Consider the following 17,401-nt stretch of genomic DNA (forward strand, 5'->3'; position numbering starts at 1 on the left):
TTAAATGTTGCTCGTCGTCTGTTGAACCGAGTGTATTACACCTTTTCCAAACTTTCCTTTTCCCATCGGTTAGCCAGAGTGAGTAACGGCGTCACTCCGGTTTCTCTAATCCTCGCGATGAGATTTTTCCGCTGCTCGAAGATAACCGGATGCGGGCTGATGCCTTGAATAATCGCGGCGACAGTCGCCGAGACTGGCGCGCTATGCGCCAGCGTTGGAATCGCCAGAACGTTCATGCAGTATTCGAACATGGAATCGACGGAGTTCAATTTACCCAACATCAAGAACGTCATTTCATCTCCGACGAGGGTAGCGCCAAGGCTGTCGAATATCATTTTGACTTGTGCCACGGGCTTCTCTTTCAGATGGAAACTGAGCAGTGCGCGGAACTGGTCGCGATTCAGACGGCCCTGTTTCATCTCGTCATTCAGCATGGCGAGTGCCTGGCGTACATAATTTTCCTCTTCGTTGAACAGATCTGCCGAAGCGCAGCGGAAATGCTGTTTGAGGAAATACCAGTGAAAGACATATTTGCCGTCGAATTCAAGGCGAACAACGTTGGTGAAGTCTTCCAGATCGTGCCGTTCCGGGTGGAAGTCGCTGAGATCGCAACGAATATCGATGCCGGAAGAGGAGGCGATTCGGCGGCAAATGGTGGTGATATCAGCTTCGCCCAATAGCGCTTGCAGCATATGCTGCATGTTGTTGCCGCCGGCGGCCAACTCGCAATAGGCGTCTTTACCTGGCGTCAGGTATTTGATTCGGTTGTCGCGCGCATTGAGTGATGAGGCAATTTCAGCCCACTGGTTATGTACTTCCTGGCTTCTGATCGTTTCCAAACGAGGGTTTTTTTCATAGAACGCGATGACGCGCGGATCGACAGCCAGGCCGCTGCGTTTGAGTATTCCGGCGTCAAGCTGCGCGCTTGCTTGGTTTTTCACCAGGACATTGATGAAGTTGCGCAGCGAACTCTCCCCGCAATCTGAGAACGAGACGTCAGAATCCGGCGCGGGGCGGCAGGTTTTGGTGATGCACAGCGGCGGAAAATAGCGGCCGTACACTTCGCGATCGTAATAGTCATGGCAGCGATCGGGGAAGTGCGTCTCGCCCGTCGCCGTTTCGCCGAACAGCTCCCCGCTCAGTTCCCGCAGTTGCTGCATGTAGGCGGTCAATTTGCCGAAGTTACCCTTGCATTTCAGCCACAGCGCCGCGTTGAGCAAATGAAACACCTCTCTGTCGTGCTCGGCGGTGCGGCTGGCCGCGATCAGTAAACGACATAAATTGTGCAACTCGGCCAGCAAGCTGTCGCGATCGGCACAGTGGATACTGACGTAATCCTGCACTCGTCGCGGCAGATAGCGGTGATACTTGTTGAAAGGCAGATGCAATGCAATGAAGTCAGCGCTGAATTCCTCGGTTTGCAGCCGTGCGACGGTGCTTTCGGTAAAATTTTCCGCCAGCATGCTGGCGCGCAAGGTGGCTTCATCTTTTTGCTGGCGGGCATGTTCGACGGCGGCCTGCGCGTTTTGCCAGGCGGGGAACAGGCCGGCTTGATGCACGGCTTCTTGCTGCGCCGCATTCAGGCGTGCTTCCAGCTCGGTGATTTCGGCATTGAGCGCCAGCAGCTGCGCCTCTTTATTCTCAGCAGCGCTCTTGCCCAGCGTTTTTTTGCCGGCTTTGAGCGCGGCGATCGCGGCTCGACATTGTTGGATCGGCGCCTGCTGCGCTTTAACGGCGTTTTCCGCCTGTTGCAGGATCTGATTCAGCGCTTTTTCTTGCGCTTTCAAATGGGCGCCTAGGGAGAGCGCTTCGCGTTCTGCGGTTGCGATCTGCGCTTTTGTGTCCTCGAACTGTTGCAGTACGCTGTCGCAAAGCCGGCGTATTTGCACAGAAAGCCGATGTTGCTGCTCAATGGCAGCGTGAAAGTCCGTTTCATCTCGTACATGCTGATATAACGAGGCGATATCATTGTCGGTGAAACGCGGGCTGCTCATGAAAGCCACCAGCCGTGCAAGGGTAGAGGGGGAAAACCAGGTGAACGGATTCTTCACCTCTTTGCTTACGTCAAACTCGACCAGGTCAGTACGGTAGAACAACGCGCGCGCCACCTGGCCGATCGGGTGTTCGGCGCCAAGAAAACGGTAATACTTTTCCGCGAGTTCGTTGTTGCACCAGAGCACCCCGTACAGTGGCGAAAGAAAACGATACTCAGGGCGTAACGGCATGTAGAGATCGCGGAAAATCTGTCTGGTTTGATCGGTCGTCATCAGCTAAAACCTTGGATGATGTTTTTTAACTTGAGCGCTGCCTGGTGGATTTGTTGTTGCTCATCCTGATTGGGCATCAGCGACAGCGGCGTAAAGACGCCGTCGCGCAGAGCCAGCGGCCAGGACATGAACACGCCCAGTTCCGGCAGCCAGACCGAACCGCAGCAGGGAGTTTCGTCCCGTTGGATGATGCGCTCAAGCAAGATAAGAATGGAGGCGGCCGGGCCATATTTAGGAGGGCGCCGCATTTTGTGAAATATGTCCAACCCTTGATTGCGGGTATCGGTGACGATTTGCGCCAGCGCCTGCGCCGAAAGTAGCTGGTTCAGCGGTCCCTCGTCGGTTGTTACCTGGCTGAGCAAGGGCACCAGCCCGGCGCCGTGCTCGCCGCAGACTGTCAGGCTACGCGCGTCGATGCGCTGCATGTCGATCCCGGAAATGCGGCAGATGCTTTTCAGCAGCCTGGCGGTGTTGTGCGCGGCGCCGATGCCTATCACCCGGCAGCGAGAATCGAGCAGGATTTTATCGATGTAATAGCTGATGCTATCCACCGGATTGACCGCATTGATGATGTGACAGCCGGGAGCAATGAAGGGTTTGGCTCGGCTAAAAATGGCCTCGCTGAGCCGTACGTGATCGTCCAGCAACGCCTGGCGATCATGCATCGGAAAGGTTGAAGGCACGCCATAGCAACAGAGGATCACGTCAGCCCCGTCGATGTGGCGGTAGTCATCCGTCACAACAATCTTGGGTAAAGACGTTCGGTTATGGCGTGAGAAGAGCGCTTCCGCCAGCAGGCCATCAAGAATATCTTCGCAAACGGCTGAATACTTTTCGGTATTTCGGCAGATGATCACGACTTCATTGACGCTGCCACGTCGCTCGGTCGTACTTAACAGCGCGTTTAGCGTCTCTTGCCCAATGCCGCCGAATCCCAATAAAACAATTTTCATGACCGCTCCTGATGACCTGCCCGGCTTATGCTTCGATCAGTTCGGCCAGTCTTGCATACTGCTTCTCAACCATACTCCACCCTTTATCGAGTACGGCTTTGACACGCTGGAATTGTTCTTCGGTCATCCCCTTGAAGAACGCTTTATCCACTTCCTGATGATCGCCATCGAATTCGGAGTGATCCTCGAAATGGTTCTGTTTGCTCGGATCGAACACGTGTTTGATGTTGTTATAGAACACGAAAGCCGAACCTTCGATGACAAAGTGCACCAGGATAGCCTGTTCCAGATTATCCAGCGTGATCATCTGGTGGTTGAACCAGATGCACAGTGCTTCAAAGATCGCGTCTTCGCGAACCTGGAGGTTGTCGCGGCTGTTGCGCAGCACCTCGTCATGGCCGAATTCTTCTTTCAGATGTTCACTGAAGAAACGCGAGAAGCGAACGTCTTCACACAGTGCGCTACGCAGCAGCACCATTTTTTGGAACTGATCGGACAGGATCTGCAGGTAGTCCAGGAACAAGGATTTTTTCGCCTCGGAGAACGTTTTATCCTTGGCGAATGCGGTAAAGATCGGGTTGTCCTGGTAGCGCTCGATGTAGCGGGCGTTATGCGCTTTAAGCTGATGGTAGTAAGCGTAGGGATCTTGATCGAAAGTCACCAGCGGCTTGCTGGGATCTTCATAGAGCCCGCGCTCCTCAAACTGGATTGACAACCCCCAGTAGCCGTTGTCGCCCGCGCCGATGAAGCCGTGATCCGCGCCTGGCGGAATGCAGATGACATCGCCTGGAACGGCCCGGCGGTCAACGCCGTCTCCCAGCAGGATCGCTTCCCCTTCACAAATGATATACAGCGAAGATATTGGATGAACATGCACATCCAGCTTTTCGTTTTTCGCCAGACGCACCCAGCTTACAGCCAGGCGTGCCCGTTCGGGAATAAAGCGGTTCATTTCCTCATTGGCGCGGAAATTCTTCACTTCGCCCAAAAGCTTCTCAATCCCGTTTTCCTTAATGCTTTTTATGGTTTCCATGTCAGCACGGTGGTACAGGGAAAACACGGGCTTACGGTCGTATTCAGTTACATGGCTCATTAAGACATTACTCATCTAAGTCAATAAAAAGGATAAATAAAAAGAGAAAAAGAGCGCGCTGCATTCGATCGACGGCGACAATAGCACGGGCTATCACTGAGCGGATGTGATCGGGGTCAAGCTTTGTAATTAATACGTTAATTTTGTTAAAGTTTATGATGTGTGAAAATGCGATGGATTGAGTTTTTTCCTTGCTAATATTTATTTTTAAGCTATGAGTTAAATATTTTTTGTTTAAAAACAAATTTTTATGTTTTGCATGGTGATGTGAGTGGAAGGCTGGATGAATGTGAAGAGAAAGTTATCTGTGAAGATTTGATTCTATTTTGCGCGGTTGAACGAAAAAATCAGGCGGGCGCGAGAAAAGAAAAAGGCCGGTGATTAACCGGCCTTTCGTCAGACGATGCTGCGTGGCTGCCTTAGGTTTCCTGCAGACCCAGCTTCTTCTCCAGATAGTGGATGTTGGTGCCACCGTGCTGGAAGTTTTCGTCGTTCATGATCTTCTGCTGCAGCTCAACGTTGGTTTTGATGCCATCGATGATCAGTTCAGCCAGGGCGTTTTTCATGCGGGCGATCGCCACGTCACGGTTTTCGCCGAAGGTGATCAGTTTGCCGATCATGGAGTCATAGTACGGCGGTACGGTATAACCGGCGTAGATATGAGATTCCCAACGCACGCCGAAACCGCCTGGCGCGTGGAAGCGGGTGATCTTGCCCGGGCTCGGCAGGAAGGTGTTCGGATCTTCGGCGTTGATGCGGCATTCTACCGCGTGGCCGTGGATCTTCACTTCTTCCTGTTTGATCGACAGCGGCTGACCGGCAGCGATGCGCAGCTGCTCTTTGATCAGATCCACGCCGGTGATCATTTCGGTAACCGGGTGCTCTACCTGAATACGGGTGTTCATTTCGATGAAATAGAACTCGCCGTTTTCATACAGGAACTCGAAGGTGCCCGCACCGCGGTAGCCGATTTCCACGCAGGCTTTCGAGCAGCGCTCGCCGATGTAGCGGCGCATTTCGCTGGTGATGCCCGGTGCCGGCGCTTCTTCGACCACTTTCTGGTGGCGGCGCTGCATGGAGCAGTCGCGCTCGGCCAGATAGATGGCGTTGCCCTGGCCGTCGGCCAATACCTGAATCTCGATGTGACGCGGATTCTCCAGGTATTTTTCCATGTACACCATGTCGTTGTTGAAAGCCGCTTTGGCTTCCGCTTTCGTCATGTTGATGGACTGCTCAAGGTCTTTGTCGCTGCGCACCACGCGCATGCCGCGACCGCCGCCGCCGCCGGAGGCCTTGATGATCACCGGATAACCGATGCGCTTGGCGAAGGCACGGTTTTTATCCATGTCGTCGGTCAGCGGGCCGTCGGAGCCCGGCACGCATGGCACGCCGGCTTTTTTCATGGCGTTGATCGCGGAAACCTTGTCGCCCATCAGGCGGATGGTTTCGGCTTTCGGGCCGATGAAGATGAAACCGGAGCGTTCAACCTGCTCGGCGAAGTCGGCGTTCTCGGACAGGAAGCCGTAGCCCGGGTGGATCGCCACCGCGCCGGTAATTTCCGCCGCCGAGATGATGGCCGGGATGTTCAGGTAGCTTTTTACCGATGGCGCAGGACCGATGCAGACGGTCTCGTCGGCCAGCAGCACGTGTTTCAGATCGCGGTCGGCCGCGGAGTGAACCGCAACGGTCTTGATGCCCAGTTCTTTACAGGCACGCAGGATGCGAAGCGCGATCTCGCCGCGGTTGGCGATAACAATTTTATCAAGCATGGGGGCGCCTCGTTATTCGATGACGACCAGCGGCTCGTCATATTCGACCGGCTGGCCGTTTTCCACCAGGATGGCTTTCACGACGCCGGACTTGTCCGCTTCGATCTGGTTCATCATTTTCATGGCTTCAACGATGCACAGGGTATCGCCGGCGTTCACTTTCTGACCCACTTCCACGAAGGCTTTCGCGTCCGGGCTTGGGGTGCGGTAGAAGGTGCCTACCATTGGGGAACGAACGACGTGGCCACTCACGGCCGCCGGTGCTGCAGGGGTTTCTGCCGCAGGCGCGGTGGCAACGGCGGTAGCCAGGGCTGGCTGCTGCTGTGCCGGCATCGCGTAAGCCTGCTGCATGACGGGATAAGCCTGCGCCGGTGCGGCACGGCTGATGCGAACCGATTCTTCGCCTTCAGAGATTTCCAGTTCAGAAATGCCTGATTCTTCAACCAGTTCGATCAGTTTCTTGATTTTACGAATATCCATGAGTGTGATTCCGTACTCTTTTTGTGGAGCAATTAGTGGGTTTTCGACAGACGGTTAACCGCTGCCTGTAAAGCGAAAGCGTAGCCATCCGCGCCGAGGCCGCAAATCACGCCTACCGCTACGTCTGAGAGATAAGAGTGATGGCGGAAAGGTTCGCGGGCGTGCACGTTGGACAGGTGGATCTCGATGAACGGGATCTGCACCGCCAGCAACGCATCGCGCAACGCCACGCTGGTGTGCGTGAACGCCGCCGGGTTTATCAGAATGAAATCGGTGTTGCCGCGCGCCTGATGGATGCGATCGATCAGCTGATGCTCGGCGTTGGACTGCAGATGGCTCAGGGTAATATCCAATGCGGATGCCTGGTTTTCCAATCCGTTAACAATCTCTGTCAGCGTCGTGCTGCCGTACTTCTCCGGCTCACGCGTCCCCAGCAGATTGAGATTGGGGCCGTTCAGAAGCAAAATGTGAAACTTATCCGCCATTGTGCTGGTATCTCCGGCAATAAAACCATCATCGTAGAAAATAACCCGATGTTACCGATTTGTCACCTGTTAAGGGGCAAATTCACCCTGAGAACAGAAACAAGGTCGGGCATTATAACGATATCGTAGCAATTCGCAGCTAAATACTGGTCTTATCAGCGAAGATATTCAACCCCAAATCGACCAACTCGGGGTTCCGTGACAGGAATATGAGCGCTGGAACACAGAAAAAGTTCCCGCCGGCGGCGTGCGTTTTTCAACGACAATAACGCGCGCCGCCGCGCGATTCAGCGCCACCAGGCGCGGAATTTCTTGTAGCGCAGGCCCAACAGCGCCACCGCCAGCAGCGCGTAAATGAACGGCTGGGGGGAAAAGGTTTTGACCGACCACAGGTAGTGGATGGGGGCGAGGATCGCGGCCAGATAGACGAAGTTGTGCAACGTTTGCCATTTGGCGCCCAGTTTGCGCATTGCCCACAGCGTCGAGGTGGCCGCCAGCGCCAGCAGGATCAGCCAGGTGAGGATGCCGAGCGTCAGATAAGGGCGGTTCACCAGCTCGCTGCTCAGCAGGCCGAGATTGCTCAGCCCCAGCTCCAGCGTGGAGTAGCTTATCAGGTGCAGCGTGCCCCAGGCAAAACACCACAGCCCCACCAGACGGCGGCAGCGGATCAGCAGCGGCTGGCGGGCGTAGCGCGCCAGCGGGGCGATCATCAGCGTGGCCAGCAGCAGTTTCAGCGTCATCCTGCCGGTAAAATGCTGGATGTCCTTGGACGGATCGGCGCTGAACCAGCCTTGATCCACCGCCAGTACCAGCCAGAGAAAGGGCAAAAACGCCGCCAGATGCAGGGCGGCTTTCAGCCATTTGATGTGAACAGGCGTCAGGCGCACTTAGAAATTCTCCCGCAGATCCATGCCGCGATACAGCGACGCCACCTGATCGGCATAGCCGTTGAACAGCAGCGTCGGTTGGCGTTTGACGTCGAGAATGCCGCCGGAGCCGATGAAGCGCTCGGTGGCCTGCGACCAGCGCGGATGATCGACGTGCGGATTCACGTTGGCGTAAAAACCGTACTCGTTCGGCGCGGATTGGTTCCAGGTGGTCGGCGGCTGATCGCGCACCAAGCGGATATGCACGATCGATTTGATGCCTTTGAAGCCGTATTTCCACGGCGTGATCAGTCGCAGCGGCGCGCCGTTTTGCGGCGGCAGGGTTTTGCCGTACACGCCGACGGTCAACAGCGCCAGCGGATGCATCGCCTCGTCCAGCCGCAGCCCTTCGACGTAGGGATATTTCAGGCCGCCGCCGATAAAGCGATCTTTCTGGCCGGGCATCTGCTCCGGATCGTACAGCGTCTGGAAGGCTACGTAACGCGCGTTGCTGTTCGGTTCGGCCAGCTTGAGAATCTTGCCCAGCTCGAAACCGATCCACGGCACCACCATCGACCAGGCCTCGACGCAGCGCATGCGGTAAATGCGCTGCTCCAGCGGGAAACGCTTCATCAGATCGTCGATATCCAGCGTTATCGGTTTCGCCACTTCGCCGTCGATGCGCACTTTCCAGCCTTCGGTTTTCAGCCCGCCGGCGTTGGCGGCCGGATCGGCTTTGTCGAGGCCGAACTCATAGAAGTTGTTGTAGCCGGTCACCTTGTCTTCCGGCGTCATCGCCAGCTGCGCCTGCCAGGCGGCCGGTTTGCTGAATGCCAGCGCTTTGCCCGGCGGCGCCTTGGGGCGATCGTTGCCCTTGAACCACGACAGCAGGTCCGCCCGCGCGCCGGTAGGCAGCGCCAGCGTAGCGGCGCTGATGCCGAGCGCCTGCAGCACCTTGCGCCGCTGGTGGAACACGCTCTCCGGCGTGACGTCGGCCTCGGTTAATTTCGGGTGTTTGTTCATGCTTATGTTCTCCGCGACTGATTCCCGCCGCCTGTAAGCGGCAAACGGGTCTCCATGAAATAAGCATGGCGCTAAAGCCGGCCGGAAGCGAGGGGGCGCGGGAAAATATGAAATTTCGCAGAAGCGGGAACTCCCCCCGTCGCCGAGGGGAGAAGGTCAGCGGATTTTCACCAGAGTGCGGCCGGTGATTTGGTTGTTAAGCAGCGCGGCGGCGGTGGCCGGCGCCTGCTCGAGGGCGATTTCGTGTGTGGCCTGCTGATAGAAGCTGTCCGGCAGAATGCCGGCCAGCCGTTCCCAGGCGGTTTGGCGGCGATGCAGCGGCGTATGCACTGAATCCACGCCCTGCAGGCGCACGTTGCGCAGAATGAACGGCATCACGGTGGTCGGCAACTGATAACCGCCCGCCAGGCCGCAGGCGGCGACGGTGCCGTTATAGTTCATCTGTGCCAGCACCCGCGCCAGCAGTTTGTCGCCGACGGTGTCCACCGCGCCGGCCCACAGCTGTTTCTCCAGCGGACGCGGCGTGTCGATATAGCCATCGCGCGACATCACCTCTTTGGCGCCGAGCGCTTTCAGGTACTCGGTATTGCTGTCGCGGCCGCTGATGGCGGTCACCCGGTAACCCAGCGCCGCCAGCAGGGCGATGGCGGTGCTGCCCACGCCGCCGCTGGCGCCGGTGACCAGGATATCGCCGTCGTCCGGGTGCACGCCGCCTTCCTCCAGCGCCATCACGCACAGCATGGCGGTAAAGCCGGCGGTGCCGATGATCATCGCCTTGCGCTCATCCAGCCCGTTCGGCAGCGGCACCAGCCACTCACCGGAGACGCGCGCCTGCTCGGCCAGGCCGCCCCAGTGGTGTTCGCCCACGCCCCAGCCGGTGAGCACCACGCTTTGCCCCTCTTTGAAGCGATCGTCGCGGCTGTGGCGCACGGTGCCGGCGAAATCGATGCCCGGCACCATCGGGAAGTTGCGCACGATCTTGCCTTTGCCGGTGATCGCCAGCGCATCCTTATAATTTAGGCTGGACCAGTTGATGTCGACGGTGACATCGCCTTCCGGCAACCGATCGCTGCCGATATCTTTGATATGAGCCAGAGTTTGGTCGTCTTGTTGTTCCAATAACAGTGCACGCATGTCACTCTTCCTCTCGTTTACACTTTTCTATCAATGGCTGAATCACATTTATTTGACTATATGCATAATAAGCGGCCCAAGTCCTGATAAAGGACAAAAACGGCGCTTGCAGGTTTTATTCCTCGGCAAGGCTTGTTAGGGTTGGACGGCCCCTTTTGGCTAAAGGGGCACACTCACTTAACCATAGCGGACAAGGCACAGGGATGCGATTTACCACCAAACTCTCTGCATTGATCACTCTGTTGGTCGCGCTGGCGATGTTTTTGATGCTGATGGGATGCTCATACAGCTTCTTTTACGTCACGCAAGATCGCGTGGAGCGCCGCTTGGATTCGATGGTCACCTCGCTCGATCAGGCCATGCTGCGTGAGCCCCCCCAGGAGCAGGAAAAATGGTTGCCGCTCGTCATGCGCACGCTCGGCATCGTGTCGATCCGCGTAGAGGCCGGCGCCAGCCAACTGCTCGACTATAAATTGCCGACGGTCAAAAAAGAGCACTGGGATGCGCTGAACGGCTATCGTCAGGCCTCGCGCCCCCTGTTGCAGCACCCGGGCAGCACGCTATACATCACCTACCTCGATCCCTTCGCCAGCGACGTGCGTACGCTGCAATCCACCGCCGCCGTCACGCTGTCGATCGTCATCATGGTGGTGATTTTGCTGTTCAGCCTGCGCTGGCTGCGTGAACAGGCCGACGGCGAAGATCTTCTGGAACGCCGCGCGCGGCGCATTCTGAACGGCGAGCGCGAAAACGTCATGCAGGGCGACGTGCGTGAGTGGCCGGCCAACGTCAGCGGCGCACTCGACCGCCTGCTGGCCGATCTGGCGGAAGCGCGGGAAGAGCGCAGCCGGGTCGATACGCTGATCCGCGCCTTCGCCGCGCAGGACGCCAAAACCGGGCTGAATAATCGCCTGTTCTTCGATAACCAATTGACCACTCAGCTGGAAGATGAAGGCTCGCACGGCATCGTGATGATGGTGCGGCTGCCCGATTTCGAGACCCTGCGCGAGACGCACGGCAGCGTGGCGGTGCAAGAGCTGATGTATTCGCTGGTCAACCTGCTGTCTACCTTCGTGATGCGCTACCCGTCGGCGCTGCTGGCGCGCTACTTCCACAGCGATTTTACCGTGTTGTTGCCGCATCGAACCCTGAAGGAGGCCGACGGCATCGCTTCACAGCTGGTCAACGCCATCGATGCCTTGCCTTCCACGGCGCTGATCGATCGCGAGGCTTTCCTGCACATCGGCATCGTGGCGTACCGCAGCGGTCAAACCACCGAGCAGGTGATCGACTATGCGGAGCAGGCGACGCGCCACGCTACGCTGCAGGGCGAAAACGGGTGGTATGTGTACGACAGCCAGGTGCCGGAAAAGGGGCGCGGCAGCGTCAAGTGGCGCACGCTGCTGGAACAGGTGCTGGCGCGCGGTGGCCCGCGGCTGTATCAGAAACCGGCGGTGACCGTGGAAGGCGAGGTGCACCATCGCGAGATCATGAGCCGGATCTATGACGGCACCCAGGAATTGCTGCCGGCGGAATATATGCCGCTGGTGCAGCAGCTGGGGTTGGCGGAGAGTTACGATCGCCAACAGGTGAGCCGCATCATTCCCTTGTTGGCGCAGTGGCCTGAGGAAACGCTGGCGTTTCCACTGTGCGTGGACTCGATTTTGCAGCGCTCTTTCCAGCGCTGGCTACGCGATACGCTGTTGCAATGCGAAAAAAGTCAACGTCGGCGAATTCTGATTGAACTTGCGGAGGCAGATGTGTGTCAACATATCGACCGTTTGCGTCCGGTGCTGAGGCTGTTGTCAGGGCTGGGCTGCCGCCTTGCGGTGTCCAAAGCGGGTTTAACCGTGGTCAGTACGTCCTATATCAAGTCGCTGCAGGTGGAGATCGTCAAGCTCCACCCGGGGTTGGTGCGGAGCATCGATAAGCGGGACGAAAACCAGCTGTTCGTGCAGAGCCTGACCGGCGCCTGCGCGGGCACGCGCGCGCAGGTGTTCGCTGCCAGCGTACGTACGCGCAACGAATGGCAGACGCTGAAAGAGCGTGGGATCCATGGCGGGCAGGGCGACTTTTTCGCGTCGCCGGAACCGATCGACGCGGGGCGTAAAAAATATTCACGTCGTTATCGTGTTTAAGCTGATTGACGGACAAAAATTGACGTAGAATGAGGGCCGGATCCATCTGGGCCTCGTTACCGTCTTTTTGGAGTTTTTTCCAAACTGCCTGCGACAACAACGCCTATTTGAGATAGGCTCTTGTCTGCCTTTATCTGGTTGACGTTGGTAGGTGCTTACCACCGGCGGCAATCAGGGAATATGTTAGATTTTATGAGCTGTGTTACGCCGTTTCGTGCGTTGACAGGGTGGTAAACTGAGCCTTTGTTCAGGGAATTCAGGCCTCATCCAATTTCCGTGCATTCGAGCAGAAACAATACAGACTATTTTTCACCGAAGTAGAACGTTTTTGCGCCTTGTCGCTGCTTCGTGTGGTTGGTAAAGTAGGCGGATTTTATTTTCCGCCCCCAGCTTGCAGGATTATCCTTTCGTTATGTTTAAGAAATTTCGTGGCATGTTTTCCAACGACTTGTCCATCGACTTGGGTACCGCCAATACCCTGATTTATGTTAAAGGGCAAGGCATCGTACTGAATGAACCTTCGGTGGTTGCCATTCGTCAGGATCGTGCCGGCTCCCCAAAGAGCGTTGCGGCCGTCGGTCATGACGCCAAACAGATGCTGGGCCGCACCCCCGGCAACATCGCGGCTATTCGCCCGATGAAAGACGGCGTGATCGCCGACTTCTTCGTGACCGAAAAAATGCTGCAGCACTTTATCAAACAGGTTCACAGCAACAGCTTCATGCGCCCAAGCCCGCGCGTGCTGGTCTGTGTGCCGGTCGGCGCGACCCAGGTTGAACGCCGCGCTATCCGCGAGTCCGCCCAAGGGGCCGGCGCGCGCGAAGTGTTCCTGATTGAAGAACCGATGGCGGCGGCGATCGGCGCAGGTCTGCCGGTCTCCGAAGCGACAGGCTCCATGGTGGTGGATATCGGTGGCGGTACCACTGAAGTGGCGGTGATCTCGCTGAACGGCGTGGTGTACTCCTCTTCCGTGCGCATCGGCGGCGACCGCTTCGATGAAGCCATCATCAATTATGTGCGCCGCAACTACGGCTCGCTGATCGGCGAAGCGACCGCCGAGCGCATCAAGCACGAAATCGGTTCTGCCTATCCGGGCGACGAAGTGCGCGAAATCGAAGTCCGCGGCCGTAACCTGGCCGAAGGCGTACCGCGCGGCTTTACCCTGAACTCCAATGAAATCCTCGAAGCCCTGCAAGAGCCGCTGACCGGCATCGTCAGCGCGGTGATGGTGGCGCTGGAGCAGTGCCCGCCAGAATTGGCCTCCGACATTTCCGAACGCGGCATGGTATTGACCGGCGGCGGCGCGCTGCTGCGCAACCTCGATCGCTTGCTGATGGAAGAAACCGGCATCCCGGTCGTAGTGGCGGAAGATCCACTGACCTGCGTGGCGCGCGGCGGCGGCAAGGCGTTGGAAATGATCGACATGCACGGCGGCGATTTGTTCAGCGAAGAATAGTCAGCCCCTGGAAGGAGGAATCGTATCGGATGAATGCGCACAGCGAGAATCGGGTACGGTTCCTCTTTCTGTTGTCGAGGAACTCGCATAATTTATGAAGCCGATTTTTAGCAGGGGGCCTTCCCTGCAACTGCGACTTTTTTTGGCGGTGATTGCGGCCATTGGCCTGATCGTTGCCGACAGCCGGCTCGGCACGTTCGTGAAGATACGCAACTACATGGACACCGCAGTCAGCCCTTTCTATTTTCTGGCCAACGGGCCGCGTAAAGTTTTGGACAGCGTGTCAGAGACGCTGGCCACCCGCCAACAGCTGGAGCTGGAAAACCGCGCTCTGCGGCAGGAACTGCTGCTGAAAAACAGCGATATTCTTCTTCTTGGCCAATTCAAGCAGGAAAACGCCCGCTTGCGCGAGCTGCTGGGTTCTCCGTTGCGTCAGGACGAACACAAGATGGTCACCCAGGTGATCTCCACCGGTTCCGATCCGTATAGCGATCAGGTGGTGATCGACAAAGGGTCGGACAACGGCGTCTATGAAGGCCAGCCGGTGATCAGCGACAAGGGCGTGGTCGGTCAGGTGGTGGCGGTGGCGAAAGTCACCAGCCGCGTGCTGCTGATCTGCGACGCCTCGCATGCGCTGCCGATCCAGGTGCTGCGCAACGATATTCGGGTGATCGCCGCGGGCAGCGGCTGCGCCGACGATCTGCAACTGGAGCATCTGCCGAACAACACCGACATCCGCGTTGGCGACGTGCTGGTCACCTCCGGCCTCGGCGGCCGCTTCCCGGAAGGGTATCCGGTGGCGGTGGTTTCCTCGGTCAAGGTCGACAACCAGCGTGCTTACACTGTGATTCAGGCGCGGCCGACCGCCGGTCTGCAGCGCTTGCGTTACCTGTTGTTGCTATGGGGCGCCGATCGCAACGGCGACATGCCGCTGCCGCCGGACGAAGTGCACCGCGTGGCCAATGAACGCCTGATGCAGATGATGCCGCAGGTGCTGCCGCCTGCCGGTTCCGTCGGGCCGCAGCTGCCGGCTCCGGCCACCGGGGTGGCGCCGCAAACCACGGCACCGGCCTCTGCTCAGCCTCAGGTTCAGCCCGCGGCGGCGGGGGTGGTGCAATGAACAGCTACCGCAGCCACGGGCGCTGGATAATCTGGCTGTCGTTCCTGGTGGCGTTGGTGCTGCAAATCATGCCGTGGCCGGAGCAGATCTACATGTTCCGGCCTTCCTGGCTGGTGCTGATCCTGATCTACTGGGTGATGGCTTTGCCACATCGGGTCAACGTCGGCACCGGCTTCGTGCTGGGGCTGATCATGGATCTGATCCTCGGTTCCACGCTGGGCGTGCGCGCGCTGGCGCTGGGCATCATCGCCTATCTGGTGGCGTTCAAATTCCAACTGTTCCGCAATATGGCGCTGTGGCAACAGGCGCTGATTGTCGTGCTGCTGTCGCTGTCGATGGACGTGGTGGTGTTCTGGGCTGAGTTTTTAGTGATCAACGTCTCTTTCCGCCCAGAGGTGTTCTGGAGTAGTGTGGTAAACGGCATTTTGTGGCCGTGGTTATTCCTGTTGATGCGCAAAATCCGCCGTCAGTTCGCCGTACAGTAAGGGTATATCAATGACTTCGCTTTATCTGGCCTCCGGCTCCCCACGTCGACGTGAACTGCTGACCCTGCTGGGCGTGTCGTTCGACATTCTGCTGACGCATACCGAAGAGCAGCGCCGGGAAGGCGAAGCCGCAGAAGCCTATGTGCGCCGCCTGGCGCAGGACAAGGCCAAAGCGGGCGTGGCGCTGGCGCAGGAAGATCGGCCGGTGCTGGGCGCCGACACCATCGTGGTGCTCAACGGCCGGGTGCTGGAGAAGCCGCGCGACGAAGCCCATGCGGCGGACATGCTGGCGGCCCTGTCCGGCAAGCAGCATCAGGTGATGACGGCAGTGGCGATCGCCGATCGCCACGACGTGCGTTGCCAGCTGGTGGTGACCGACGTGACGTTCCGCAGCCTGTCACAACAGGATATCCGCGACTATATTGCTACGGGCGAACCGATGGATAAGGCGGGCGCCTATGGAATTCAAGGAAAGGGTGGTTGTTTCGTCAGAACGATAACCGGGAGTTATCACGCAGTGGTCGGTCTGCCGCTGGTCGAAACACATGAGCTGCTCAGTAATTTTGTCGCATTACGTGATGTAAGAACCGGTTGATGGGCGCTGCCACTATCGACCGGCTCTGAGGAGAAGGCATGACAGCTGAGCTACTGGTTAATATCACACCGTCTGAAACGCGGGTCGCCTATATCGATGGCGGCATTCTGCAAGAGATCCATATCGAACGCGAATCCAAACGCGGCATCGTCGGCAATATCTATAAAGGGCGCGTCAGTCGCGTCCTGCCGGGCATGCAGGCGGCGTTCGTCGACATCGGCCTCGATAAGGCCGCCTTCCTGCACGCCTCTGACATCATGCCGCATACCGAATGCGTCGCCGGCGACGAGCGGAAAAACTTCCACGTGCGCGACATCGCCGAGCTGGTGCGCCAGGGGCAAGACCTGATGGTGCAGGTGGTGAAAGATCCGCTTGGCACCAAGGGCGCGCGTCTGACCACCGATATCACGCTGCCTTCGCGTTATCTGGTCTTCATGCCGGGTGCGGCGCACGTCGGCGTGTCGCAGCGCATCGACAGCGAAGCCGAGCGCGAGCGCCTGAAGGCGATCGTGGCGCCGCACTGCGACGAGCTGGGCGGCTTTATCATCCGCACCGCGGCGGAAGGCATCGGCGAGGAAGAGCTGGCGCAGGACGCCGCATTCCTCAAACGGCTGTGGACCAAGGTGATGGAGCGCAAGAAGCGCAACCAGACCAAATACAAGCTGTACGGCGAGCTGGCGTTGGCGCAGCGCATCTTGCGCGATTTCGCTGGCGCGGCGCTGGATCGCATCCGCGTCGATTCGCGGCTGACGCACGATCTGCTGGTGGAGTTCACCGGCGAGTACATCCCGGACATCACCAACAAGCTCGAGCTCTATACCGGCAGCCAGCCGATTTTCGATCTGTACGATGTGGAAAACGAGATCCAGCGTGCGCTGGAGCGCAAGGTGGAGCTGAAGTCCGGCGGCTATCTGATCATCGATCAGACCGAGGCGATGACCACGGTCGACATCAACACCGGCGCCTTCGTCGGCCATCGCAACCTCGATGAAACCATCTTCAATACCAACATCGAGGCGACGCAGGCCATTGCGCGCCAGCTGCGGCTGCGCAACCTGGGCGGCATCATCATCATCGACTTTATCGATATGAACAACGAAGAGCATCGCCGCCGGGTGCTGCACTCGCTGGAGCAGGCCTTGAGTAAAGATCGGGTAAAAACCACGATCAACGGCTTCTCTCAGCTAGGCTTAGTTGAAATGACGCGTAAACGAACGCGTGAAAGCATTGAACATGTGCTCTGTCACGATTGTCCTACTTGCAATGGGCGCGGCACCGTGAAAACGGTGGAAACCGTGTGCTACGAGATCCTGCGCGAGATTGTGCGCGTGCACCATGCTTACGATTCCGATCGCTTCCTGGTGTACGCCTCTGCGGCGGTCGGCGAAGCGCTGAAGAGCGAAGAGTCGCATGCGCTGGCCGAAGTGGAGATCTTCGTCGGCAAACAGGTGAAGGTGCAGATCGAACCGTTGTACAGCCAGGAGCAGTTCGACGTCGTCATGATGTAGCCCGCCCGACATCGATAGGGGCTCGGCAC

15 protein-coding genes are annotated in these 17,401 nt (G+C 57.9%); 6 read left to right on the forward strand and 9 right to left on the reverse strand.

The annotated features are described in order from the left end of the window. Positions 1-35: 35 nt before the first annotated feature. From ACJ8OK_RS19370 to acuI, 9 genes are all read right to left on the reverse strand, one after another. Positions 36-2,267, reverse strand: coding sequence for a hypothetical protein (locus ACJ8OK_RS19370; RefSeq protein ID WP_033631990.1), 2,232 nt, complete (start codon positions 2,265-2,267; stop codon positions 36-38). Further along, positions 2,267-3,220 carry a lactate/malate family dehydrogenase gene (locus ACJ8OK_RS19375; protein WP_015379200.1) on the reverse strand — a complete coding sequence of 318 codons (954 nt, stop codon included), beginning with the start codon at positions 3,218-3,220 and terminating at the stop codon, positions 2,267-2,269. Before ACJ8OK_RS19375 ends, ACJ8OK_RS19370 begins: the two co-directional genes overlap by 1 nt. 25 nt (positions 3,221-3,245) lie before the next feature. Beyond that, on the reverse strand, positions 3,246-4,313 hold the full coding sequence (locus tag ACJ8OK_RS19380) for a cupin domain-containing protein (RefSeq protein ID WP_033631991.1): 1,068 nt from the start codon (positions 4,311-4,313) through the stop codon (positions 3,246-3,248). Positions 4,314-4,732: 419 nt separating this feature from the next. After that, on the reverse strand, positions 4,733-6,082 hold the full coding sequence (gene accC, locus ACJ8OK_RS19385; protein WP_004936886.1) for an acetyl-CoA carboxylase biotin carboxylase subunit: 1,350 nt from the start codon (positions 6,080-6,082) through the stop codon (positions 4,733-4,735). Between the two features lie 12 nt (positions 6,083-6,094). After that, the gene (gene accB, locus ACJ8OK_RS19390) at positions 6,095-6,562 is read right to left on the reverse strand and encodes an acetyl-CoA carboxylase biotin carboxyl carrier protein (RefSeq protein WP_004936889.1); all 468 of its coding nucleotides are present in this window, start codon (positions 6,560-6,562) and stop codon (positions 6,095-6,097) included. A 32-nt stretch (positions 6,563-6,594) separates the two neighbouring features. Beyond that, positions 6,595-7,047, reverse strand: coding sequence for a type II 3-dehydroquinate dehydratase (gene aroQ / locus ACJ8OK_RS19395; protein ID WP_004936891.1), 453 nt, complete (start codon positions 7,045-7,047; stop codon positions 6,595-6,597). Between the two features lie 287 nt (positions 7,048-7,334). Then, a complete protein-coding gene (msrQ, locus tag ACJ8OK_RS19400; protein WP_033631993.1) occupies positions 7,335-7,934 on the reverse strand; it encodes a protein-methionine-sulfoxide reductase heme-binding subunit MsrQ in 600 nt (199 codons plus the stop codon). Then, a complete protein-coding gene (gene msrP / locus ACJ8OK_RS19405) occupies positions 7,935-8,936 on the reverse strand; it encodes a protein-methionine-sulfoxide reductase catalytic subunit MsrP (RefSeq protein WP_033631994.1) in 1,002 nt (333 codons plus the stop codon). It abuts the gene before it with no gap. 156 nt (positions 8,937-9,092) lie between these two features. Continuing rightward, complete coding sequence (gene acuI, locus ACJ8OK_RS19410; RefSeq protein WP_004936902.1) at positions 9,093-10,070, reverse strand: acrylyl-CoA reductase (NADPH); 978 nt, start codon at positions 10,068-10,070, stop codon at positions 9,093-9,095. Between the two features lie 203 nt (positions 10,071-10,273). On the opposite strand from acuI, the gene csrD reads away from it, so the two are divergent. The 6 genes from csrD (at position 10,274) to rng (ending at position 17,372) form a co-directional block, all read left to right on the forward strand. Next, positions 10,274-12,208, forward strand: coding sequence for an RNase E specificity factor CsrD (csrD, locus tag ACJ8OK_RS19415; protein WP_033631995.1), 1,935 nt, complete (start codon positions 10,274-10,276; stop codon positions 12,206-12,208). Positions 12,209-12,620: 412 nt separating this feature from the next. Continuing rightward, positions 12,621-13,664 (forward strand): rod shape-determining protein MreB, encoded by a 1,044-nt coding sequence (gene mreB / locus ACJ8OK_RS19420; RefSeq protein ID WP_003855260.1) that lies wholly within the window; start codon positions 12,621-12,623, stop codon positions 13,662-13,664. 94 nt (positions 13,665-13,758) lie between these two features. After that, positions 13,759-14,784: a rod shape-determining protein MreC gene (gene mreC / locus ACJ8OK_RS19425; RefSeq protein WP_028127540.1), complete on the forward strand. Its 1,026-nt coding sequence runs from the start codon at positions 13,759-13,761 to the stop codon at positions 14,782-14,784. Continuing rightward, on the forward strand, positions 14,781-15,269 hold the full coding sequence (mreD, locus tag ACJ8OK_RS19430) for a rod shape-determining protein MreD (protein WP_004936918.1): 489 nt from the start codon (positions 14,781-14,783) through the stop codon (positions 15,267-15,269). The genes mreC and mreD overlap by 4 nt, the downstream gene beginning before the upstream one ends. A 10-nt stretch (positions 15,270-15,279) precedes the next feature. After that, positions 15,280-15,864 carry a Maf family protein gene (locus ACJ8OK_RS19435; protein WP_004936921.1) on the forward strand — a complete coding sequence of 195 codons (585 nt, stop codon included), beginning with the start codon at positions 15,280-15,282 and terminating at the stop codon, positions 15,862-15,864. Between the two features lie 38 nt (positions 15,865-15,902). Then, on the forward strand, positions 15,903-17,372 hold the full coding sequence (gene rng / locus ACJ8OK_RS19440; RefSeq protein WP_004936922.1) for a ribonuclease G: 1,470 nt from the start codon (positions 15,903-15,905) through the stop codon (positions 17,370-17,372). Positions 17,373-17,401: the final 29 nt, after the last annotated feature.

The sequence above is a fragment of the Serratia sp. CY71090 genome, from assembly GCF_052166845.1.
Taxonomy (GTDB): Bacteria; Pseudomonadota; Gammaproteobacteria; order Enterobacterales; family Enterobacteriaceae; genus Serratia; species Serratia nematodiphila.

Excerpts from the sequence above, each read along its gene's own strand:
- ACJ8OK_RS19370 (WP_033631990.1), bottom strand. The coding sequence starts at position 2,267 with ATGACGACCGATCAAACCAGACAGATTTTCCGCGATCTCTACATGCCG.
- ACJ8OK_RS19375 (WP_015379200.1), bottom strand. The coding sequence starts at position 3,220 with ATGAAAATTGTTTTATTGGGATTCGGCGGCATTGGGCAAGAGACGCTA.
- ACJ8OK_RS19380 (WP_033631991.1), bottom strand. The coding sequence starts at position 4,313 with ATGAGCCATGTAACTGAATACGACCGTAAGCCCGTGTTTTCCCTGTAC.
- accC (WP_004936886.1), bottom strand. The coding sequence starts at position 6,082 with ATGCTTGATAAAATTGTTATCGCCAACCGCGGCGAGATCGCGCTTCGC.
- accB (WP_004936889.1), bottom strand. The coding sequence starts at position 6,562 with ATGGATATTCGTAAAATCAAGAAACTGATCGAACTGGTTGAAGAATCA.
- aroQ (WP_004936891.1), bottom strand. The coding sequence starts at position 7,047 with ATGGCGGATAAGTTTCACATTTTGCTTCTGAACGGCCCCAATCTCAAT.
- msrP (WP_033631994.1), bottom strand. The coding sequence starts at position 8,936 with ATGAACAAACACCCGAAATTAACCGAGGCCGACGTCACGCCGGAGAGC.
- acuI (WP_004936902.1), bottom strand. The coding sequence starts at position 10,070 with ATGCGTGCACTGTTATTGGAACAACAAGACGACCAAACTCTGGCTCAT.
- csrD (WP_033631995.1), top strand. The coding sequence starts at position 10,274 with ATGCGATTTACCACCAAACTCTCTGCATTGATCACTCTGTTGGTCGCG.
- mreB (WP_003855260.1), top strand. The coding sequence starts at position 12,621 with ATGTTTAAGAAATTTCGTGGCATGTTTTCCAACGACTTGTCCATCGAC.
- mreC (WP_028127540.1), top strand. The coding sequence starts at position 13,759 with ATGAAGCCGATTTTTAGCAGGGGGCCTTCCCTGCAACTGCGACTTTTT.
- mreD (WP_004936918.1), top strand. The coding sequence starts at position 14,781 with ATGAACAGCTACCGCAGCCACGGGCGCTGGATAATCTGGCTGTCGTTC.
- ACJ8OK_RS19435 (WP_004936921.1), top strand. The coding sequence starts at position 15,280 with ATGACTTCGCTTTATCTGGCCTCCGGCTCCCCACGTCGACGTGAACTG.
- rng (WP_004936922.1), top strand. The coding sequence starts at position 15,903 with ATGACAGCTGAGCTACTGGTTAATATCACACCGTCTGAAACGCGGGTC.